17 protein-coding genes are annotated in these 18,657 nt (G+C 67.3%); 5 read left to right on the top strand and 12 right to left on the bottom strand.

What is annotated here, in order from left to right:
* The first annotated feature begins 219 nt into the window (after positions 1 to 219).
* Positions 220 to 774, top strand: a complete 555-nt coding sequence (locus ABTV10_RS19035) for a potassium channel family protein (protein ID WP_499029394.1) — start codon at positions 220 to 222, stop codon at positions 772 to 774.
* A gap of 31 nt (positions 775 to 805) precedes the next feature.
* On the opposite strand, the gene ABTV10_RS19030 is transcribed toward ABTV10_RS19035, so the two are convergent.
* The 11 genes from ABTV10_RS19030 to ABTV10_RS18980 form a co-directional block, all read right to left on the bottom strand.
* The gene (locus ABTV10_RS19030) at positions 806 to 2,554 is read right to left on the bottom strand and encodes a TIGR03767 family metallophosphoesterase (RefSeq protein WP_499029392.1); all 1,749 of its coding nucleotides are present in this window, start codon (positions 2,552 to 2,554) and stop codon (positions 806 to 808) included.
* A 90-nt stretch (positions 2,555 to 2,644) separates the two neighbouring features.
* Positions 2,645 to 4,132 (bottom strand): aldehyde dehydrogenase family protein, encoded by a 1,488-nt coding sequence (locus ABTV10_RS19025; protein ID WP_499029390.1) that lies wholly within the window; start codon positions 4,130 to 4,132, stop codon positions 2,645 to 2,647.
* A complete protein-coding gene (locus ABTV10_RS19020) occupies positions 4,129 to 4,776 on the bottom strand; it encodes an HD domain-containing protein (protein WP_114718903.1) in 648 nt (215 codons plus the stop codon). Before ABTV10_RS19020 ends, ABTV10_RS19025 begins: the two co-directional genes overlap by 4 nt.
* A gap of 6 nt (positions 4,777 to 4,782) precedes the next feature.
* Positions 4,783 to 6,102 (bottom strand): NAD(P)/FAD-dependent oxidoreductase, encoded by a 1,320-nt coding sequence (locus tag ABTV10_RS19015; protein WP_499029388.1) that lies wholly within the window; start codon positions 6,100 to 6,102, stop codon positions 4,783 to 4,785.
* A 2-nt stretch (positions 6,103 to 6,104) separates the two neighbouring features.
* Positions 6,105 to 6,425: a 2Fe-2S iron-sulfur cluster-binding protein gene (locus tag ABTV10_RS19010; RefSeq protein ID WP_433606487.1), complete on the bottom strand. Its 321-nt coding sequence runs from the start codon at positions 6,423 to 6,425 to the stop codon at positions 6,105 to 6,107.
* Positions 6,426 to 6,436: 11 nt separating this feature from the next.
* Complete coding sequence (locus ABTV10_RS19005) at positions 6,437 to 7,174, bottom strand: SDR family NAD(P)-dependent oxidoreductase (RefSeq protein ID WP_433606485.1); 738 nt, start codon at positions 7,172 to 7,174, stop codon at positions 6,437 to 6,439.
* Between the two features lies 1 nt (position 7,175).
* Positions 7,176 to 8,990, bottom strand: coding sequence for a PEP-utilizing enzyme (locus tag ABTV10_RS19000; RefSeq protein WP_499029385.1), 1,815 nt, complete (start codon positions 8,988 to 8,990; stop codon positions 7,176 to 7,178).
* A 69-nt stretch (positions 8,991 to 9,059) separates the two neighbouring features.
* Positions 9,060 to 11,459: a cytochrome P450 gene (locus ABTV10_RS18995; protein ID WP_499029383.1), complete on the bottom strand. Its 2,400-nt coding sequence runs from the start codon at positions 11,457 to 11,459 to the stop codon at positions 9,060 to 9,062.
* A gap of 2 nt (positions 11,460 to 11,461) precedes the next feature.
* Positions 11,462 to 12,202, bottom strand: a complete 741-nt coding sequence (locus ABTV10_RS18990) for an HD domain-containing protein (protein ID WP_499029381.1) — start codon at positions 12,200 to 12,202, stop codon at positions 11,462 to 11,464.
* A 76-nt stretch (positions 12,203 to 12,278) separates the two neighbouring features.
* Positions 12,279 to 13,076, bottom strand: coding sequence for an IclR family transcriptional regulator (locus tag ABTV10_RS18985; protein ID WP_499029379.1), 798 nt, complete (start codon positions 13,074 to 13,076; stop codon positions 12,279 to 12,281).
* 114 nt (positions 13,077 to 13,190) lie between these two features.
* Positions 13,191 to 13,787 (bottom strand): helix-turn-helix domain-containing protein, encoded by a 597-nt coding sequence (locus tag ABTV10_RS18980; protein WP_433606476.1) that lies wholly within the window; start codon positions 13,785 to 13,787, stop codon positions 13,191 to 13,193.
* A gap of 208 nt (positions 13,788 to 13,995) precedes the next feature.
* Here ABTV10_RS18980 and ABTV10_RS18975 point away from each other — a divergent pair, with 208 nt between their 5' ends.
* From ABTV10_RS18975 to ephH, 3 genes are all read left to right on the top strand, one after another.
* Positions 13,996 to 14,802, top strand: coding sequence for an IclR family transcriptional regulator (locus ABTV10_RS18975; RefSeq protein ID WP_499029377.1), 807 nt, complete (start codon positions 13,996 to 13,998; stop codon positions 14,800 to 14,802).
* 66 nt (positions 14,803 to 14,868) lie between these two features.
* On the top strand, positions 14,869 to 15,801 hold the full coding sequence (locus ABTV10_RS18970; protein WP_499029375.1) for a 3-carboxyethylcatechol 2,3-dioxygenase: 933 nt from the start codon (positions 14,869 to 14,871) through the stop codon (positions 15,799 to 15,801).
* 127 nt (positions 15,802 to 15,928) lie between these two features.
* Positions 15,929 to 16,747, top strand: coding sequence for an epoxide hydrolase EphH (gene ephH / locus ABTV10_RS18965; protein WP_499029374.1), 819 nt, complete (start codon positions 15,929 to 15,931; stop codon positions 16,745 to 16,747).
* Between the two features lie 29 nt (positions 16,748 to 16,776).
* Here ephH and ABTV10_RS18960 read toward each other — a convergent pair whose 3' ends face one another.
* Positions 16,777 to 17,211 carry a hypothetical protein gene (locus ABTV10_RS18960; RefSeq protein ID WP_499029372.1) on the bottom strand — a complete coding sequence of 145 codons (435 nt, stop codon included), beginning with the start codon at positions 17,209 to 17,211 and terminating at the stop codon, positions 16,777 to 16,779.
* A 12-nt stretch (positions 17,212 to 17,223) separates the two neighbouring features.
* On the opposite strand from ABTV10_RS18960, the gene ABTV10_RS18955 reads away from it, so the two are divergent.
* Complete coding sequence (locus ABTV10_RS18955; RefSeq protein WP_499029370.1) at positions 17,224 to 18,648, top strand: LuxR C-terminal-related transcriptional regulator; 1,425 nt, start codon at positions 17,224 to 17,226, stop codon at positions 18,646 to 18,648.
* Positions 18,649 to 18,657: the final 9 nt, after the last annotated feature.

The raw sequence follows: 18,657 nt of genomic DNA, 5'->3' as shown, positions 1-18,657 counted from the left end.
GTTCACCTCCCGTTTCGGTCTCGAGAAACTGTTCGGGGTCTGGCTTCGGGCGCAGCGGAAAGCTGCGCTTCCTCCCCTCCAGCCATCGGCGTCGTTATCTGAATGTTACAGATCCTCGTCCAGCGTCGCTCGGTACCGTGTGTCGTCGCAGGTCACGTAGAGTGTTCGCGGTAGAAAGGGCTCACCGCTGCGCAAGCGGGACGGCGGAAGTGAGGGTCCATGTCCGACCGCGACCGGCTGCGAGAGCTGGACCGGCACGAGCGGCGTCGACTGCTGCGGCTCGCGCTGCTGCGTCCACTGTTCACCGTCGTGCTTCTGGTGTCCGCGTACTTCGTGTTGCCGATGGATCGTCTGTCGAATGCGGGCGCCGTCGTGCTCCTCGTCGGCGGGCTGTTACTCGTCGCCGCGTTGTGCGTCTGGCAGGTGCTGCAGATCGTTCGCTCGCCCACGCCGGCGCTCCGCGCGGCGGAGGCGCTCGCCGTCACGCTGCCGGTGTACCTGCTGGGCTCGGCCACCACGACATTCCTGCTGGCGCAGATGGATCCGAACGCGTTCAGCGAACCGATGAGCCGGGTCGACGCGCTCTACTTCACGCTCACGGTCTTCGCGACAGTCGGGTTCGGTGACATCGTCGCGGTCGACGAGACGGCACGTCTGATCGTGAGCGTGATGATGGTCGGCAATCTGGTGATGCTGGCCGTGGTCGTGAAACTGCTGGTCGAGGCGGTCAAGTGGGGCAAGGCCCGCCGTGACGCGTCCGACGAGGACGAGTGACGACGGGCCCGGCGCAGCCTCCCGCGGTGACCTAGCGCAGCGTCGCGAGAACCAGTTCGACGTTGTGGTCCGGCGATCCGCCGAGCAGTTTCGGATCGGCGTGGATGTCGTTGAAGGAGAACTCCCGGTACATCGAGGCCAGACCCGCGGGCGAGAAGTCGTCGTAGTCGACCTGGTACGGGCTGTCGGCCTCGATCAGCGTCGTCAGCAGCGAGACGGTTCCGTCCTCGTTGTCGACGACCTCGATGATGCGGCCCTGCTGCGGGAAGTCGATGTGCGACGCGGTGTTGATCTCCCAGAACCCCTGCTCGGGAGTCCGGCCGACCTGCGGCGTGATCCGGTTCTCGTGGGTGTGGCCGTTGACCCAGGCGAGGACGTTCGGGAAGCGGTGCAGCAGATCCACCAGTTGCGCGCCCTTGATGCGAGGCTCGAGCGGGCGCTCGGGATCCGGGAGCGTGTTCGCCATCGTCGTGCTGGTGTGGTGGCTGAACAGCACGAAGTAGGTGTCGGTGCGGCTCTGCGTGATCAGGGCACCGTTGGTGTCGTAGTACTTGCTGCTGCCGGCCAGCAGGGTCTGCTCGATCCACCTGAACTGTTCCTCGCCGAGCGAGCCGTCGACCAGGCCGGCGCGGTTGGTCGAGTCCATGCTGATGCCGATCACGCCGGGCGCGATCTCGAAGGTGTAGTAGCCGATTCCGCTCTCGTCGGCGTCGGGGGCGAAGCCGTGGCCGACCGGGCCGGGCCCGGTGGCGGCGGGGTCGAGGTGCGCGGCGATGAACTCGCGTGGCGTGAACGGCTTGCGGGCCGCGTCCGGGGTGACGGTGCGCGGAGGCGTGGTGATGGCCGACAGCAGGTTGAGCAGGGCCGTCGGGTCGGAACTCAGGGCGCTCGAGATGCGTGCCGCCTGGTCGGCGGAGTCGGGCACCTCGAACTTCTTGTCGCCCGTGTACATCTGCTCGAGGAACGGGATACCGCTCGGGAGCGTTCCCTCGACGGAGTCGTCGTGATTGCCGAAGACGCAGTACCACTTGGTGTTCAGTCCCGGGCTGGTGACGGGCTGCAGCGCCGCGCTCAGCAGGCCGGGAATCTCCGGGAAGCCGGCCTTCTTGTAGATGTCCTGGATCGACGACTCGGGGTTCCAGTACAGGTCGGCACCCGAGTTCTGGACGCCCTCGTAGCGGGCCGGGTCGCCGGTGTTCGGCGTGATGGTGCCGCCGTTGAGGGCCGTGAGGAACCAGCCCAGCTCGACGAATTCCTTGTTGTCGGTGTTGTCGCCGGTCGTGATCACGGCATCGAACTCACGTTGGGTGTGCGGACCGATCCGCAGCGCGTTCACGCGATCGATCAGGGAGACCAGACCCTGGGCGGTCATGGTCTCCTGCGGCCGGAATGCGGCGCCCTGGTAGGGGTGGACGTACTCGAATCGAACGGGTGACTGGGCGTCGAGCACGTGGACGTCCGTGAGCTGGACCATGGACGCGAGCGCGGTTCGCCGATCCTCGCGGCCGGACTTGGCCTCCGCGAGGTCGTTCCGGACGACCAGCGGCCAGCCGGGACCGGCGGTGAGCCGACGGTACCCGCTGGTGCCGAGGGGGACCGCGACCGACTCGAGTGTGGTGCCGGCGATCGATGCCGGTAGCGGCGCGGCGAGCGCGCGGCCCACGAGCGGATTCCACGACGGGCTGCCGACGAGCGGTAGTCCTGCGATTCCGAGGGCGCCGACGCCCGCGGCTCCGAAGAAGGTCCGCCGATTCATGCCGTTCACCTGATGTTCACCCACGCGGACACTGTAGGCGACGGATCGCCCACAGCGTCCCGTTGGGCGAAACGGGGTGGGTCGTGTCACGCCGGCGCTCCTGCCGGCGTTCGATCACCCTGTGGGGGACCGGCGGTGGACGGATTGCGGCGTGAGGTAGGCGTTCAGGCCCTCGATCCCGAACTCGACACCGAGCCCGGAGTCTCCGCGTCCGCCGAACGGCGCGCTGTGGTTCGAGGCGAAGAAGTTGATCCCGACCGATCCGGTGTCGATGCGGCGCGCCACCTCCACGGCCCGATCCTCGTCCGCGGAGAAGACGATTCCGCCCAGACCGAATTCGGTGCCGTTGGCGATCCGGACGGCGTCGTCGACGGTGTCGTAGCGCAGGATCGTTACCACCGGGCCGAAGACTTCCTCGCGGGCGATCGCCATGTCCTCGGTGACGTCGGCGAAGACGGTGGGCTGGACGAAGTACCCGCGGTCCGTGGCGGCGCGGTCGCCGCCGGTGGTGATCCGCGCCCCCTCGGCCCGGGCTCCCTCGATGTACCCGAGGACCTTCGCGTACTGCTCCTTCGTCGCCGACGGTCCGAAGGCGGTGTCGCCGTCGAAGGGATCGCCTTGCTTCGCGGCGGCGACGGTGCGGGTGACGGTGTCGACCACCTCGTCGTAGCGCGACGCGGGTGCGAGGATCCTGGTCGCGATGTAGCAGGTCTGGCCGGTGTTGCGCATGCAGGAGCGAATGAGCACCTGCGAGAAGGCGTCCAGGTCGGCGTCCTCGAGCACGATCGCCGACGACTTCCCGCCCAGTTCGAGAGTGACCGGCCGCAGCAGCTCGCCGCAGGCCGCGGCGATCCTCCGGCCGACGCCCGTCGATCCCGTGAAGGCGACCTTGCGGACCAGGGGGTGGCGCACCAGTCGATCGCCCACGGCACCGGCCCCGGTCACCAGGTTCACCACTCCGGCGGGGACACCGGCCGCCGCGACGGCCTCGACGACGAACCGGATCGACAGCGGCGTGGACTCGGCGGGTTTGATCACCGCCGTGCAGCCGGCGAGCAGTGCCGGTGCCAGCTTGGCGACCACGAGGTTGATCGGAAAGTTCCACGGCGCGATGAGGGCACAGACGCCCACGGGATCACGGAACACGGCGGTGGTTCCCTGGCCGTTGGGATACGGCCGCACATCGCTGCTCTCGAGGTACGGCGCCAGCGACGCGAAGTAGCGGAAGATGCCGGCGGCATTCGCTGCGCTGCCCGCGGTTTCGGCGATCGGGCTGCCGTTCTCCCGGGTCGTGGTCCAGGACATGGGCTCGGCCCGCTTCTCGATCTCCTCCGCGATCCGCAGCAGGTACTGCGCGCGGTCGGACGGACTCCGATCCGACCACCCCGGTTCGCGGAAGGCGCGGTCGGCGGCGTCGACCGCCGCATCGACGTCGCGAGCGGAGGCGTTCGGTACCGAACCCCACACCTCCTCGGTGGCCGGGTCGACGACGTCGATGCTCTCGTCGCTCGTGGACGCGATCCAGGTGCCGTCGACGAAGAGATCGTCGACGTGCGTGTAGGGAAGCTCGAGCCGGGACCGAGCCGGCGCTGCCGGTGTCATCGGAGCACGTCCGTCTTCAACAGTGCGCGTGACCGATCGAGGTCCGCGACGGCGATCCGGTATCCGGCTTCGGTTTTCAGCTCGGGCAGGATCTCGCTCTCGAGTCGGTCGCAGTACACCGACGGGGTCATGCCGAACCAGGACGAGGCGAGTGCGATGCCGACGGGCGCGAAACGCCACAGCCGGTCGGCGTCGCGGACGAGTTCGTCCTCGAGCGACTTGGCGTCGGGGCGCGTGTCGTGGCCGTCGATGATCTCGCAGACGCGCTCGACGAACTCGTCGTCGTAGCCCAGCGGAGGGAGTACCTCGCGCGCGATGATGCAGCCTTGACGCTCGTGCTCGTAGCGGATCGCGGCCTTGCGCCAGTCGCCGCTGAAGCCCTCCGAGATGATCCGTGATTCGTCGACTCGACCCCATCCGGTGTCGTGCAACAGGATCGAGACGCGGACGATGAGCGAGTCCGCCTCCGGGTAGCAGTCGCACAGGCGCTCGGCGTACGCGAACGACGTGGGCAGGTGGATGTCGTTGCCGCGGGCCCGGGACTCGGGCACCACCGACTTCCAGATCGGATCCAGGTCGGTATCGGCGTCGGGCGCCACGACGATCGGCGAGGTGTCGACGGGAAGGGCGGTAGGGGTACGCATTGCGCACTACCTCGATTCGGATGAAGTCGGGGCCGAGAGCGTGTCCGGGCTCTCGGCGGTGATCGTCTTGAGGGCCGTCGCGGGGTCGGCCGCGAGATCGGCGGGGATGTGGGCACCCTTCACGAGGGCGCTTCGCACGGCCATGAAGTCGAGCGGGTTGTTGACGCAGTCCGCAGCGATGACTCGTCCCCGGCGGTAGTACAGGACCGTGAACTTGCCTTTCGCGTCGTCCCGGCGCACGACCGTGGTGTCGTATCCGGTCGACAGGCCCGCGATCTGCAGTTTCAGGTCGCCCTGGTTCGACCAGAACCACGGAATGCTGGTGTATTCGGTGCGGCGGCCGGTCAGCGAGTAGGCGGCGATCTTGGCGTGTTCGATCGCGTTGTTGACGCTTTCGACACGGATCCGATCGCCGGGGTCAGCACCGGGCACGGGATTGGGCATGTTCGCGCAGTCACCCACCGCGACCGTGGTGCCGTCCGAGGCCAGCGCATACTCGTCGACACGGATGCCGTCGTCGCAGACGAGCCCCATCGACCGGGCCAGTTCGACATTGGGCACGACGCCGATGCCGACGAGCACGATCTGCGCGGGCAGGACGCGCCCGTCGGCGAGCTCGACGCCCGTCACGGCACCGTTTGCTCCCACGATCCGGGTGACGTTGGCGTCCAACTCGATTCGCATCCCGCGCTCGCGGTGTGCCGCGAGCAGATACTCCGACGTCTCCGGTCCGACGGCCCGGCCGACCAGACGCGGCCCGGCCTCGAGAACGGTCGCGTTCTTACCCATCTTCAGTGCACTCGCGGCCGCCTCGATCCCGATGAACCCGCCGCCGACGACGACGATGTCGGTGGCGTCCGGCATGCGCCGCTTGAGTTCGAGGGCGTCGTCGGCGTTGCGCAGGTACAGGACCCCGTCCAGGTCGTGGCCCGGGACGTCGATCGTTCGTGCGCGGGCGCCGACGGTCAGTGCCAGACGATCGAACGGGAACCTCGTGCCGGACGCCGCGACGGCGACCCCCGATCCGTCGGGCCCGCGTTCGACGCTGGTGATGCGCTCACCCTTGACGAGCGAAATACGGTGTTCGTCCCAGTATTCCGTGCTGCGGAAGATCAGCGATTCGGCGGACACCAGGCCCTGCAGGAACTCCTTGGACAGTGCCGGCCGCTGGTAGGGACGGTGGTTCTCGTCGCCCAGTAACGTGATCGGCGCGGCGTACCCGAGCGCCCGGAGCGAGCCGGCCAGCTGGACGCCGGCCTGGCTCGATCCGATGATGAGCAGCCCACTGCCGGCAGTGCCGGTGGCTGGGGCGTAGTCGGAAGGCACTGTCACACCTGCGTTTCCGGGGTGTGTACGTGCAGATCCATGCCGTCCGTGAGCTTGACCTGGCAGGACAGGCGGGAGTTGTCCCGGCGGTCCACCGCCGTGCCGTAGAGCATCTCGTCCTCCATGTCGTCCATCTCCGGCAGGCCGTCGAACTGGTCCGGCCGGACGAAGACATGGCACGTGGCGCACGACAGCGAGCCGCCACACTCGGCGACAATTCCCGCGACGCCGTTGCGCATCGCGACCTCCATGACGGAATCGCCGACACTGCCGTCGACGGCGCGGGTGTTGCCGTCGTGATCGGTGTAGGTGACTGTGGGCATTGCTGCGCCTCCTAGATGAACTGCCGGCCGCCGTCGACGACGAGTGTCTGGCCGGTGATGTACTTGCTGTCCGGACCGGCCAGGAACAGTGCGGCTCCGACGATGTCGTCGGGCCGACTGGCCCGCTTGATCGCGCCGCGGTCGACGCCGTAGTTCTCGGCGTCGTCCATCAGTCCGTAGCTCGCCTCGGTGAGGGTGAAGCCCGGCGCGATCGCGTTGACGGTGATCGATCGCGAACCCAACTCCTTGGCCATCACCCGGGTCAGTGCGACCACGCCGCCCTTGGACGCGACGTAGTGCATCCAGTGCGCCGATCCGCTGAGAATCGTTGCGGAGGAGAGGTTCACGACCGATCCGCCCTCCGCCAGGTACGGGCTGCAGGCCCGCGCACACATCCACGGCCCCTTGAGGTTCACCGCCATGACGCGGTCCCATTCGCCCGGGTCGATCTCCTCGAAGGGCGACCGGGTCACGCCGGCGTAGATCGCCGCGTTGTTGACGAGGACGTCGATGTGGCCGCCCCCGAACTCGGCGACCGCGGACGCCATTGCGTCGGTCGATTCCACCGAGGTCACGTCCACCGCGAGCGCCGTCGCCTCGGCCCCGCCTTCGCGGAGCTGTCGTGCGGTCTCCTCGGCCCCGGCGGCGTCGATGTCGGCGACCGCCACCCGGTAGCCACGCTCGGCGAACCCCTCGGCGAATGCGCGGCCGAGTCCTCCTGCGCCGCCGGTGATCAGAACGGTGCGCATGTCACTCGCCCAGAACCGTGACGACACCCTTGGTGCCGTCGACGTGGAGGCGCTGCCCGGTCTTGATCTGGGTCGACGCGGAACCGGTGCCGGTCACGGCCGGCAGGCCGTACTCGCGGCACACGATCGCGGCGTGACTCATCATGCCGCCGATGTCGGTCACGGTCGCCTTGATCTTCCCGAAGATCGGCCCCCACGACGGAGCGGTCACCGGGGCGACGAGGATCTCACCGTCCTGGACAAGCGACAGCTCGTCGGAACTCGTGACGACGCGGGCGATGCCTTCCACGACACCCGGCGACGCCGCCATGCCGCGGAGATTGTCGCCGGACTCGTCGTCGTCGCTGAGCCACTGCTGGACCTGCTCGGTGGTGATGCCGTAGAGCATGCTCGTGAACGGCTCGGTGATGAACTCCGGCGGAGTGTTGAGCGCCGGCTCCGGACGGCGGGTCTTCAGCGCGTCGATGATGCCCCGACGGCGTTCGATCTCGGCGGGCCAGTAGTGCGGTCCGGTCGGCTCGGCGCCGACGGCCCACGCGGTCGCCAGGTCGAACAGGGCTTCGCGCACCTCGCTGCGCTTGAGGTACAGCAGGTCGTCCGCCTCGGGCCAGAACTCTTCCTCGTGCAGCATGCGGGAGAGTTCGCGGACCTTGCGCCAGAACACGCCCATCGTCCAGTGCTCGATGTAGAAGTTGTGGTTCTCGACGTACGGGTAGGCAGTGCGGGCCAGTCCGAGCTTGGCGTCGAACGTCTCTCGCGTGTCGTCGTCGAGCAGATCGCGGTACTCCTCGGCGATCCGGTCGCGCTCGGCCGCGAGTTCGGCGACCGGACGCATGATCTCCTGTCCCTCGCCGAGACGCCGGATGTAGTCGGCGATGTAGCCGAGCGGCAGTTCCTGATGCTCGATCCAGTACTTGTCGTGGCCGTAGAAGCCGTTGCCGACGGTGAAGTTGAACCATGGATCCTGCGCACCCTCGTACTGCGCGATCCACTGGGCGCCGTTCTGTGCCTTCGCGATCCGGGCCAGGGTGCCGTCCGGGTCGTCCGTGTCGTCGAACAGCCCGGTGAGCCCCAGTTCGACGGCCAACTTCGCGAGGTGCTTGAGTTCGTCGTCGGGCCGGAACAGTTCCATGTCGACACCCTGCACCATCGTCGCGATCGACTGGTCGGGGATGTTCGGGAACACCTCCTTGCAGAAGCCGAAGAAGTCGAGGTACGCGATGTACCCGAGGTTGAGGAACTCGAAGTGGTACTGCCAGTTCTGGTAGCAGAGCTGGATCAGCCGGTCGTAGTTCTCGAGCAGGACCTCGGTACCGTCCTTCGCCGTACCCGAGCGGATGTCCTCGATCGACACCATGTCGGGCAGCTTCGCGAACGACAGCGCGTTCATCTCGTCGATCGTCTGACGAACCTTCTTGTGCCACTTCTCGAGCAGCGAGTCCCAGTTCGCGTAGTAGTATGCCGCACGCTCCTCGAACAGCGGTGCGCGCGTGTCGAACTCCTCCTCCGGAGCCGGGATGGGCGACATGTACAGGTAGCCGAGGTGCATCTTGAATTCGATGCCGTTGGAGTTCGGGATCAGCAGGTGCCGGGTGTTGTACTGGCCCAGACACTTGACGGCGAACTCGCCGCCGATGGTCTCGAACGGCTTGAACACCGTGGGCCAGTGCTGGCTGTCGCAGAACCAGAACTTGGCGTCGTCGACGTCTTGGCGATTGGGCTGGAAGACCATGTTGTACGGGTAGAGCTCCTGCCAGCCCTCGGCGCCGGCTGGGACATCGAGATCGAAGGGGCTCGGGAAGGACTTCATCGTCATGGGAGTTCCTCTGGAAGGAAAACGGGGCGGGGGTGGGTGCTGGATGCGTATGCGGTGGGCGCGGTCGGGTCAGGCGGAGCGCGGCTTGGTCATGGCCCGGCTGATCGAACTCAGGTCGAGACCGCGGCGGGCCGGTGTGGGGGAGTCGGGTGTCTTGTCCTGCACGGCTTTTGCGGACCAGACGGTCTCGGGGCGGGATTGCAGGAGCAGGAGGTTCTCGCCGTCGGGGAGGTCGGCGTCGAGCGCCCACTCGATGTCCTGGGGGCATCCGTAGTGCTTCTCGGCACGCTTGGCGATCGCGGCGACGGCCTTCAGTTCGTCGTCGTTCAGGCTGCGGCAGGCGCGGCGGTCGGCGTCGACCTCACGCTCGACGAGGCGGTGCGAGACCGGATCGGGGACCAGTTCGGCGTGCTTGTCGCCGATCGTCTCGGACACCACGGTCAGCATCACCTTGTCGAGCACGATGTTGTCCGGGGTGACCTGACCCGAGACGACCATCTCACCGACACCGTACGACGCATCGACGGTGATCTTCGAGCGGTCCCCGTTGGTGGGGTCCATCGTCATCGCGACACCGGCGACCTTGGCGCTGACCATCTTCTGGACCGCGACGGCCATCGAGAGCCCCTCGTCGGGGATGTTGTTCTTCAGCCGGTAGGTGATCGCGCGGCTGGTGTAGAGCGACGCCCAGCAGCACCGGATGTGCTCGAGCACCTCGTCGATCCCGTTGAGCCACAGGTAGGTGTCCTGCTGGCCGGCGAAGCTGGCGTCGGGCAGGTCCTCTGCGGTGGCGGACGAGCGCACCGCTACCGGCACCGGCTGTTCGAACCGGGACTGCAGACGCTCGTACGCGTCGATAGTCAAGCGGCGCAGCGGCTCCGGGACAGGTCGGGAGGTGATCGCGTCCCGGATCCGGGCGGAGACCGCATCCACACGGGCGACGTCCTCGGGATCGAGGCCGGCGAGCAGCTCACGGATCTCGTCGGCGATGCCGGCCGAGGCGATGAAGTCGTCGTAGAGCATCGTGGTCAGCGCGAACCCCGGCGGCACCGGCATGCCGGCCGCCGTCAGCGACACCAGCGAGGCGCACTTGCCGCCCAACCGGTCGTGCTCCGGCTCCTGCGCGCCGTCGAAGAACTGGATGTACCGGGCCGGCGAGATCTCGAGCGCCCCGGCCGCGTCCGCCGCGTCCTCGCCGGGAGCGTCCCACCGTACCGGCACCGACCTCGGTGCCCGGAACGACAGGTTCTCGCCGAAGGTGATCGCGTCGGGATCGACGAGTTCGAGGAACGGTGCCGTCTTCAGCACCTCCTCGACGACAACGCGGGTCTGGAGCTTGGCGAGCATGTTGCCCAGGCAGTAGTGCAGGCCGAAGCCGAAGGCGAGGTGCTCGCGCGCGTTGTCCCGCGTGATGTCGAAGGTCTCGGGATCGGTGAACTGCGACTCGTCCCGGTTGGCGGAGCCCATCACCAGCAGGATCTCGGCGCCCGCGGGAATCGGGGTCCCACCGATCGTCGTGTCCTCGAGCGCCTTTCGGCGCCAGGCGACGATCGAGGGGGAGTAGCGGAGCACCTCCTCGACGGCCTTCGGGATCTTCTTCGGATCCTCGCGCAGTGCCTCCCACTGATCCCGGTGCGCCAGCAGCAGCCGTAGCGTGTTGGAGATCAGCGTCGTCGTCGTCTCGTGTCCCGCGAACAGCAGGCTGTAGCAGACCGACGCGATCTCGTGGTCGGTGATCTCCGTGCCCTCCTGCTGGGCGCGCACCAGGTCGGCGACGAGGTTGTCGCCGCCGTGCGCGTGGGCGTGGGCGACCAGCCGCTGGCACTCCTGCCAGTACTCGACGAGGTTGTGCGCGTGCGGGATCTGCTGCTCGTCGCTCAGGTTGCCCCAGGTCATCGCGGCGCGGGAATCGGACCAGCGCTTGTACTGGTCGACCTGACTCGTGTCGGCGCCGATCAGGGTCAGGATCGTCACGGTCGGCACGTCGTAGGCGAGGTCGCGCAGCAGGTCGCCGCGTCGGTCCTTGTGCGCGAGCAGGGCCCGCAGCTGCTGATCGACGTTCGCCCGGATGAACGGCTCGAGCGCCTTGTAGCGACGCGGCGTGAACGCCTTCGAGGTCGCCTTGCGGATGCGGGTGTGCTCCGGCGGCCTCCGGGCGGACAGGCCGGAGTAGGCGGTGAACCCGCCGTCGTTCATGATCTGCTTCGCCTGCGGTCCACGCTCGCGCACCGGTGCCTGGGCGTTCTCGCTGCTGAAGATCTCCCAGTTGTCGAAGACGGCCTTGATGTCGTCGTAGCGGGTGACCACCCAGCAGCCGATCCGCTCGTCGAACATGACCGGTTCCGCGGAGCGGAGGCGGGCGTAGGCCGAGAACGGGTCGTTCATGTCGAACGGTTCGTAGCCATGATGGTCGACGGGGCAACCACCCGTGGAGACGGTGGCGGTCGTCTTCTGCGTCGGCGCGGACATGTTCACTCCTGGACTCGGGGTGTCGGGTGCTCGTAGAGCGCGGTATCTGGGGTATTCGGTGTTGCAGAGCACAATTCGTGAAATTGCGGTGACACGTCGGTCGACGCGATCGCGGCGAACCCGCGAGCCATCAGTCGGGCCGGCTCGGTGCACAGGTGGGCGTGGGTGCGGGACCAGACCAGCCGGAGCGTCTCGCGCGCGGAGAGCCCGAACCATCGGCCGACGGTGGCCAGCCCGTGCGGGGTGATTCGCCAGAGCTTGTCGGCGTCCTTGACGACCGCGTCGCTGGGGCTGATGGCCTCGCGGCGACTGTCGTGACCGTCGATGATCGCGGCGATCTCGTCGATGTCGGCGTCGGCTGTGCCGAGGTCGGCGAGGATCGACCGTGCGATCGCGGCGCCCTCGATCTCGTGGACGCGGACCAGTTCCGGATGCCGCGGCTGTGGTGCGATCGCCTCCAGCACCAGTTCCTTCGGGACCGTCGACCAACCGACGTCGTGGAGCAGGATCGCCGGCAGGGCGATCTCAGGCCGCGCCCCCGGCACCTGGTCGATCAGGGCGCGGGCGATACCGAACGCGTACAGCGTGTGAGAGTCGTTGTCCCGCACCCGAAGATGCGGTGCTGCTCTGCGCCAGATGCGGTCGTGTGCCGGGTCCATTCCGATCAGGTGGGGTACATCCGCGGCGCTCGGAACGTGACTCCGGACGTCCCGGCCGAGGAGCCCTGTGCTGTTGGTCTCCATGTCGTCCTCCTTGTGACACGGAACACTCTGACCGGTTGCGTCGGTGGGGCCAAGCGAATCCTTCCGATGAACGGAATCAGCTCAACCAGAAGCTGCGTATTGCCTGTTCGACGGGCTGTGGCAGCGCCTTGAACATCTTTTCGAGACGGGCTCCGGTGCCGCGTAGCGGTGGCAGGAATCGGGTCATGTCCGTCGAACGGTTGCTCGGCAGGACCACGCCGATCGCGGCGACCACTTCGTCGTTCGGTGCGCGGACCGGGATCGCGACCGAGCACGATCCGAGGGCCATCTCCTCCTGGGTCTTCGCGTAGCCCACTTCACGGATGGTGTCGAGTTCGCGCGCGAGCCGCGCCGGCTCGGTGATCGTGAACCGGGAGCGGCGCTCGAGGGTGTTCGAGAGGTACGTCTCCCGGAACCAGGGATCCTGGTATGCCAGGAGCACTTTCCCGACCGCGGTGGGGTGCAGCGGCAGTCGGCTGCCGACACGCGCGAGGCGGGGAACGCGCCGGCTGCCGTAGATGCGGTCGACGTAGATCACCTCGGTCCCGCGGCGCACGACGAAGTGGACGGTCTCGTGGGTGAGGTCGAACAGATCCTGGAGCGGAGGGTGGACGATGTCGCGCAGGCGGACGCCCGCGTTCTGGCCGATCTCCCACAGGCGGATGCCGACCTGGTATCGCCCGTCCGGTACGCGGAGCAGCGCGCCCCAGCGCTCGAGTTCGCCGACCAGGCGGTGCACCGTCGTCAGCGGCATGCCGGTCTCGGCCGCGATGTTGCTCAGCGCGATCGGTCCGGGATCGTTCTCGAACACCTCCAGGATCGCGAGCACCCGCGACGTGGTGGTCCGGCCGGCTTCCCTGGGAGTACCTGCCATGTGGAACCGCCTTCCGACTCTATGGGTCCCCCTCGTCCCCAGATCCTGCTCCAGTCGGCCCGCCGTCTCCACATCGCGGCGGCGGGTTCGGCGGAATCGCGTCGGTCGGGTTGCTCAGGCGTTCTCGTTGCTGAGCGGCCCGAACTGCGGAACCTGCGGCATCGTCGTGACGACGTGCACGGTGGCCTCGGCGGAGAGGGACTCGAGCACCCACGGGACGTCGCTGGGGAACTGCACGAAGTCGCCGGCGCCGAGATCGGTGAGCTCGTTGGCCGGGCCGAGCCGAACCTTGCCGCTGACGACGTATGCGTGCACGAGGGTGCCGGCGGAGTCGGGCGGCCGAACGAGGGAGTCGACGTCGTCGGTTCCGGCGTTCTGCAGCCGGGTCAGGCTCGTGCGCACGTAGCCGGAGCCGTAGATCTGGTCGAGGACCTTGGTGGACCCGGTTCCCGGCTTGTCGACCCAGGAGCCTTCTGCGGCGCGGACGACGAACACCCGGGTTCCCCACTCGGTGACGAGTCGTCGCAGCGGGACGTCCAGGGCCTCGGCGATCGCGTCAATGGTTTCGACTGTGGGATTGCCGACACCCTGCTCGATCTTCGAGAGGGTCTGTTTCGACAGATTCGCGCGCTTGGCGAGGTCGCCCATGCTCATCTGGCGTTCGTTGCGGAACCGCTGCACGTTGCGTGCTATCAGGCCGTTGCTGTCCACGGGTCCTCCTCTCGACGGGTGTGCACGGTGCCGCGCGGCTCCTTCCAATGAGCTCAATGCTCCACACGATTAAAGCGGAGCCGGAGCGAGTGTCACTTTTAGTATCACTATCGTCACTCTTGACATGCAAATGCCAGGTGGGCAGACTCGGGTACGGCGCCGGGTAGCGCCGGAGATGTCCGTTTCGCAGAGTGAAGTGGTAGGGGTCATGGGTGTGCAGGAGCTGACCGATCTGTCGCAGCCGAGCTCGGCGCGGGACGGCCGCGCGGCCGTGGACAAGGCGATGAGCCTGCTCACCAGCTTCGGCCAGGAAGCGCATTCCGGTGTCGGCGTGAGCGAACTCGCCCGGCGGTCCGGGCTGAGCAAGTCGACGGCCTTCCGGATTCTCGGGATGCTCGAGCGTAACCACGCCGTCGAGCGGGTCGGCAGCGACTACCGCCTTGGTGCCGAGCTCCACAATCTCGGCGGACGGGTGTACGCGCCGCAGCATTCCGTGGTCCGCGACGTCCTCACCCCGTTCCTGGCCGACCTGTACGAGGCCACCCGCCAGACAGTTCATCTCGCGGTGCTCCACGGCGCCGACATCCTCTACATCAACAAGCTCTACGGTCACCGGTCCGTCGCGTCGCCGTCCCGCGTCGGCGGCCGCGCGCCGGCGCACTGCACTGCGGTCGGCAAGGCGCTGCTCGCGTACTCCGGCCAGGACGCCGAAGGGTTGATCGGGTCGCAGCTGGCGGCGCGGACGACGCACACGATCACCGACATCGGCCGGCTGCGCGTCGAGCTGTCCCAGGTGCGCCGGACGGGAGTGGCCTTCGACCGCGAGGAGACCCGTGAGGGACTCGTGTGTGTGGGCGGCGTCGTGACGGGCGCCGGTGCGCGGCCGATCGCGGCGTTCTCCGTCTCGGGGCAGGCCTCCCGCTACTCGCCGGCGAGCGCGGAACCCGCGCTGCGCCGGGTGTGTCTGGCTGCGTCGCGTGCGCTGTCCGCGTCTCAGGTCGCACTCGCGTCGTAGGTGCCGACACCCCATCTTCCGGGAAGAACCTGTCCCGGAAACAGATTCAGGCCGAAGGAGCCGTTCATGCCAGTCGCGCTGGTTGCGCTGTCCCACTCACCGCTGATCGGGCTCAACGATCCCGCGCAGCAGGTGCTCGACGAGGTCGATCACGCCGTTGCCGGGGCGCGGAAGTTCATCGAGGAGTTCGATCCCGAGGTGGTCGTGCTGTTCGCACCCGACCACTACAACGGATTCTTCTACGAGAAGATGCCTCCGTTCGCGATCGCCACGGGCGCGATCGCGGTGGGCGACTTCGGGTCTGCGGAGGGTGAGATCCTCGTCGACGCCGAGACGGCCAACCGGATCGCGGAGGGTGTGCTCGAGCGTGACATCGACCTGACGATCTCGGCCCGCATGGTGGTCGACCACGGCTTCGTGCAGCCACTGGAGATGCTGTTCGGCGGCATCCAGTCGGTGCCCACCATCCCGGTGTTCGTCAACGGTGTGGCCGCGCCGCTCGGCCCTGTGCGCCGGATCCGGCAGTTCGGCAAGGCGCTCGGCGAGGCGGCGTCGCTGCTCGACAAGCGGGTGCTGTTCCTGGCGTCGGGCGGGCTGTCGCACGATCCGCCGGTGCCGATCCTCGCGGGAGCCCCGCCGCGCGTCGCGGAGGCGCTCATTCTCGGTAACCCGCCCACCCCGGAGCAGCGTGCCCGCGGTGAGCAGCGCGTCGTGCAGTCCGGCATCGACTTGGCAGCGGGCACGTCGACCCGCAAGCCGCTGAACCCCGAGTGGGACAACGATGTTCTCGACATCGTCGCGTCCGGTGACCTCGAGCAGTTCGACGGCTGGTCCAACGAGTTCTTCGAGGAGCACGGCGGCGGATCGTCGCACGAGGTGCGCACATGGATCGCTGCCTACGCGGCGCTCGCGGCGTCCGGCTCGTACGAACTGCAGTCGCGCTACTACCGGGCGATTCCGGAGTGGGTCGCGGGCTTCGCGGTGACGACGGCGAAGTAGCCGGCAGCAAGGCCACGAGGCCGGGATTCCCTTCACGGGAACCCGGCCTCCGTCGTCTTTGTGGTGCTCGACAACGCTGCGGCGGAGTGCTAGCCATGAGAACAGGACTTCCAGGGGAGGGGGCGTCATGGTGACTTCAAGGCACCGCGCAGGGTCGGGCGAACCGGTCCTGCTGCTCCACGGCTTCACACTCTCGCATCACGTGTGGCATCGCGTACTCGACGATCTGGCCACGGACTACGACGTACTCGCGCTGACGATGCCCGGGCACTGGGGCGGGCCGCGACTGCGGTGGCGCGATCTGGGGATTGCCGGGATCGCCGACGGCATCGAACGCGAACTGGACGCAATCGGTTGGCGCACATGCCACGTGGTTGGCAACTCGCTGGGGGGCCAGGTTGCGTTCGAACTCGAGCGACGGGGGCGCGTGCGATCGCTCGCCGGTATCAACCCCGGTGGCGGGTGGAAGCGATTCTCCCGCACCGAATTCCGGACAGGTTTCGGGTTCGCAGCGCAGTTCCCGCTCATGACGCTCGCCCGCGTGCTCGGTGACCGCGCCGCTTCGAGTCGGTTCTTCCAGCGTCCCGTCATCGCGAACTGCAGCCACGATGTCTCCCGTGTCGATCCCGGCGACGCGACCGATGTCGTTCGCGCCGTGTCGCGCTGCACTGTCTACATGCCGATCCTGCTCGCCTTCCTGCGCGACGGGCCGCACACCGGCCTCGACCGGGTGACCGCACCGACGTCGTTGATCCTGGCGGAGTTCGACACGTTCCTGACCCGGGACACATGCATTCAGCGCTTCCTCGACGAACTCCCCGGAGATGTAGAAGAGATCGTCCTTCCCGGTGTCGGACACATTCCGATGCTCGAGGATCCGGATGCAGTGGCGGGCGCGGTACGCGTTCACCTCGAGAGGGTTGCGAGGTGTCGCGACGTGGGGTGATGCCGCGCTCGGAGCGCGGTAATCCCGCGTCAGGGCGAAGTGGACGTCAGAGCGACGACGACAGCCGACAGCGTCGCCACTGCGACCGCGCCGAGCACTACAAGTCCTGCGGCAGCGGTGACCTGGTTCCAGCCGGCGGCCAGTAGCACCATCGCGAGGACGGTGACGAGTGCGTCGAGCGCTACCGCAACGATCACGGCGATGCCGCTGTCGGTGAGGGTTCTCGCCAGCGCTGTCGTGGCGATGCCCTGGATGACGAATTCGACTCCTAAGATCGCGAGTGCCGCGATCGCGACAGCGGTACCTGCTGCGAATCCGTTGGCCAGGAGCGCCAGCGGGAGGATGCCGTAGAGGATCCGAGCGACGCCGACACAACTGAGCGTCCATTCCGCGCCGGTCGAATACGCCTGCTCACGGGTGGCCGAATATGCGTGCATGGTGGTGATCGGTGTTGTGCTTGTCATGGGTCTCACCTCGTGGGGCGTGGTCATCTGGATGTGCGTCGCCGAACCGGCTTGGGGGCGAGGCGCGTTCGGCCGGTCGTTTCAATTGTGATTTCCCTCACAATTTCGGGGCGTTCTCGTCGATGCCTTTTCCGGAAATCGGATGTCGTCGGGTTCGTGGTCGAACGCCCACAACCAGAACATCACGCACAGCTGAATTCGACCTCGTACAAACAGACGAAATCGGCGATAATCGAGGGAATACAGGGTGCCGTGCACCCGACCTCCGCACCCGACTTCCGTAAGGGGCGGTCGATGATCAGCGTCGACGAATTTTCCCGCCTCGTGTCCGCGATTTATGCGACGGCCGTTGTTCCCGAGCAGTGGGATTCGGTACTCCACGGTCTCGTGCGTGCCTTCGGCGGGCACGGTTCCGGCCTGCTGACGTCGGCGATCAGTGCGCGACGAGCCGACTGGCAGGTCGGTGGTGAGCTGTCCGCGCGTGCGACCTACAACGAGTACTACGGTCGACTCGACTACGTGGCAGAAGCCGTGGAACGGGCGCCGATCGGCCGCATCCACACCGGGGCAGAATTGATCTACCCCCACATGAAGACGGAGTTCTATGTCGACTGGTGTCGGCCCAACCGTTTCGAGGACGGGCTGTTCGTCCGGTTGACCAGCGGTAGCAGTACCGCGTGGCTGGGAGTTGCGGCGCAGCGTGGCTCGGAATCGTTCGGAACTGCCGATCGACTGTCGTTGCTCGGACAGTTGGTTCCCCACCTACAACAGGCGATTCGCACCCGAGCGAAACTCGCGGACCTTGCGCGGAGCGAGCGCGACCTGGCTGCGGCGATCGAGCTGATGTCGCGTGGCATCGTGATCATCGGCCCGGACACGCGGATTCTGCACCTCAATTCCGCGGCGGAGAGAATCTTCGTTTCCGACGACGGCCTTCACCTCGATGCGCAGGGATCTGTCGCAGCGTCCCTCCTGCGTTCCGATCGAGAGCTTCGCGGTCTCATGTACCGCGCTGTGAACGCACCCGGCGACGGTGTTCCCGCCGGAGGCTCGGTCTCCTGTCCTCGCCCCTCCGGACGAAGCGAATACGCAGTCCATGTGGTGCCGCTCAGTGCGGAGACCGTCGGAGCAGGCGCCGTCGGACTGGACGCATCGGGTGCCACCGCACTCGTCGTGATCGACGATCCCGATCGGGTCCCCAAACTGGATACCGGCATGTTGCGCCGGCTGTATGCGCTCACCAGCACGGAGGCGGAGGTCGCGCGGCGCGTCGCCCAGGGCGATGGGTTGAGGCCGATCGCCCAGGAGTTCTCCGTCTCGACCACCACGATCAGAACGCATCTTCAGCACATCTTCGAGAAGACCGCCACGCACCGCCAGGCTGAACTCGTCCGACTACTTCTGTCTGTCGGCCCGGTGGCGAATCCCGGGCAATAGCTGCGCCTT

Origin of the sequence: Paraburkholderia sp. RHO2, from assembly GCF_050955445.1 — a bacterium.
Lineage (GTDB): Bacteria > Actinomycetota > Actinomycetes > Mycobacteriales > Mycobacteriaceae > Prescottella > Prescottella agglutinans_A.
Note: the sequence above shows the minus strand (reverse complement) of the source record. Positions and strands in the feature narration are given on the sequence as shown.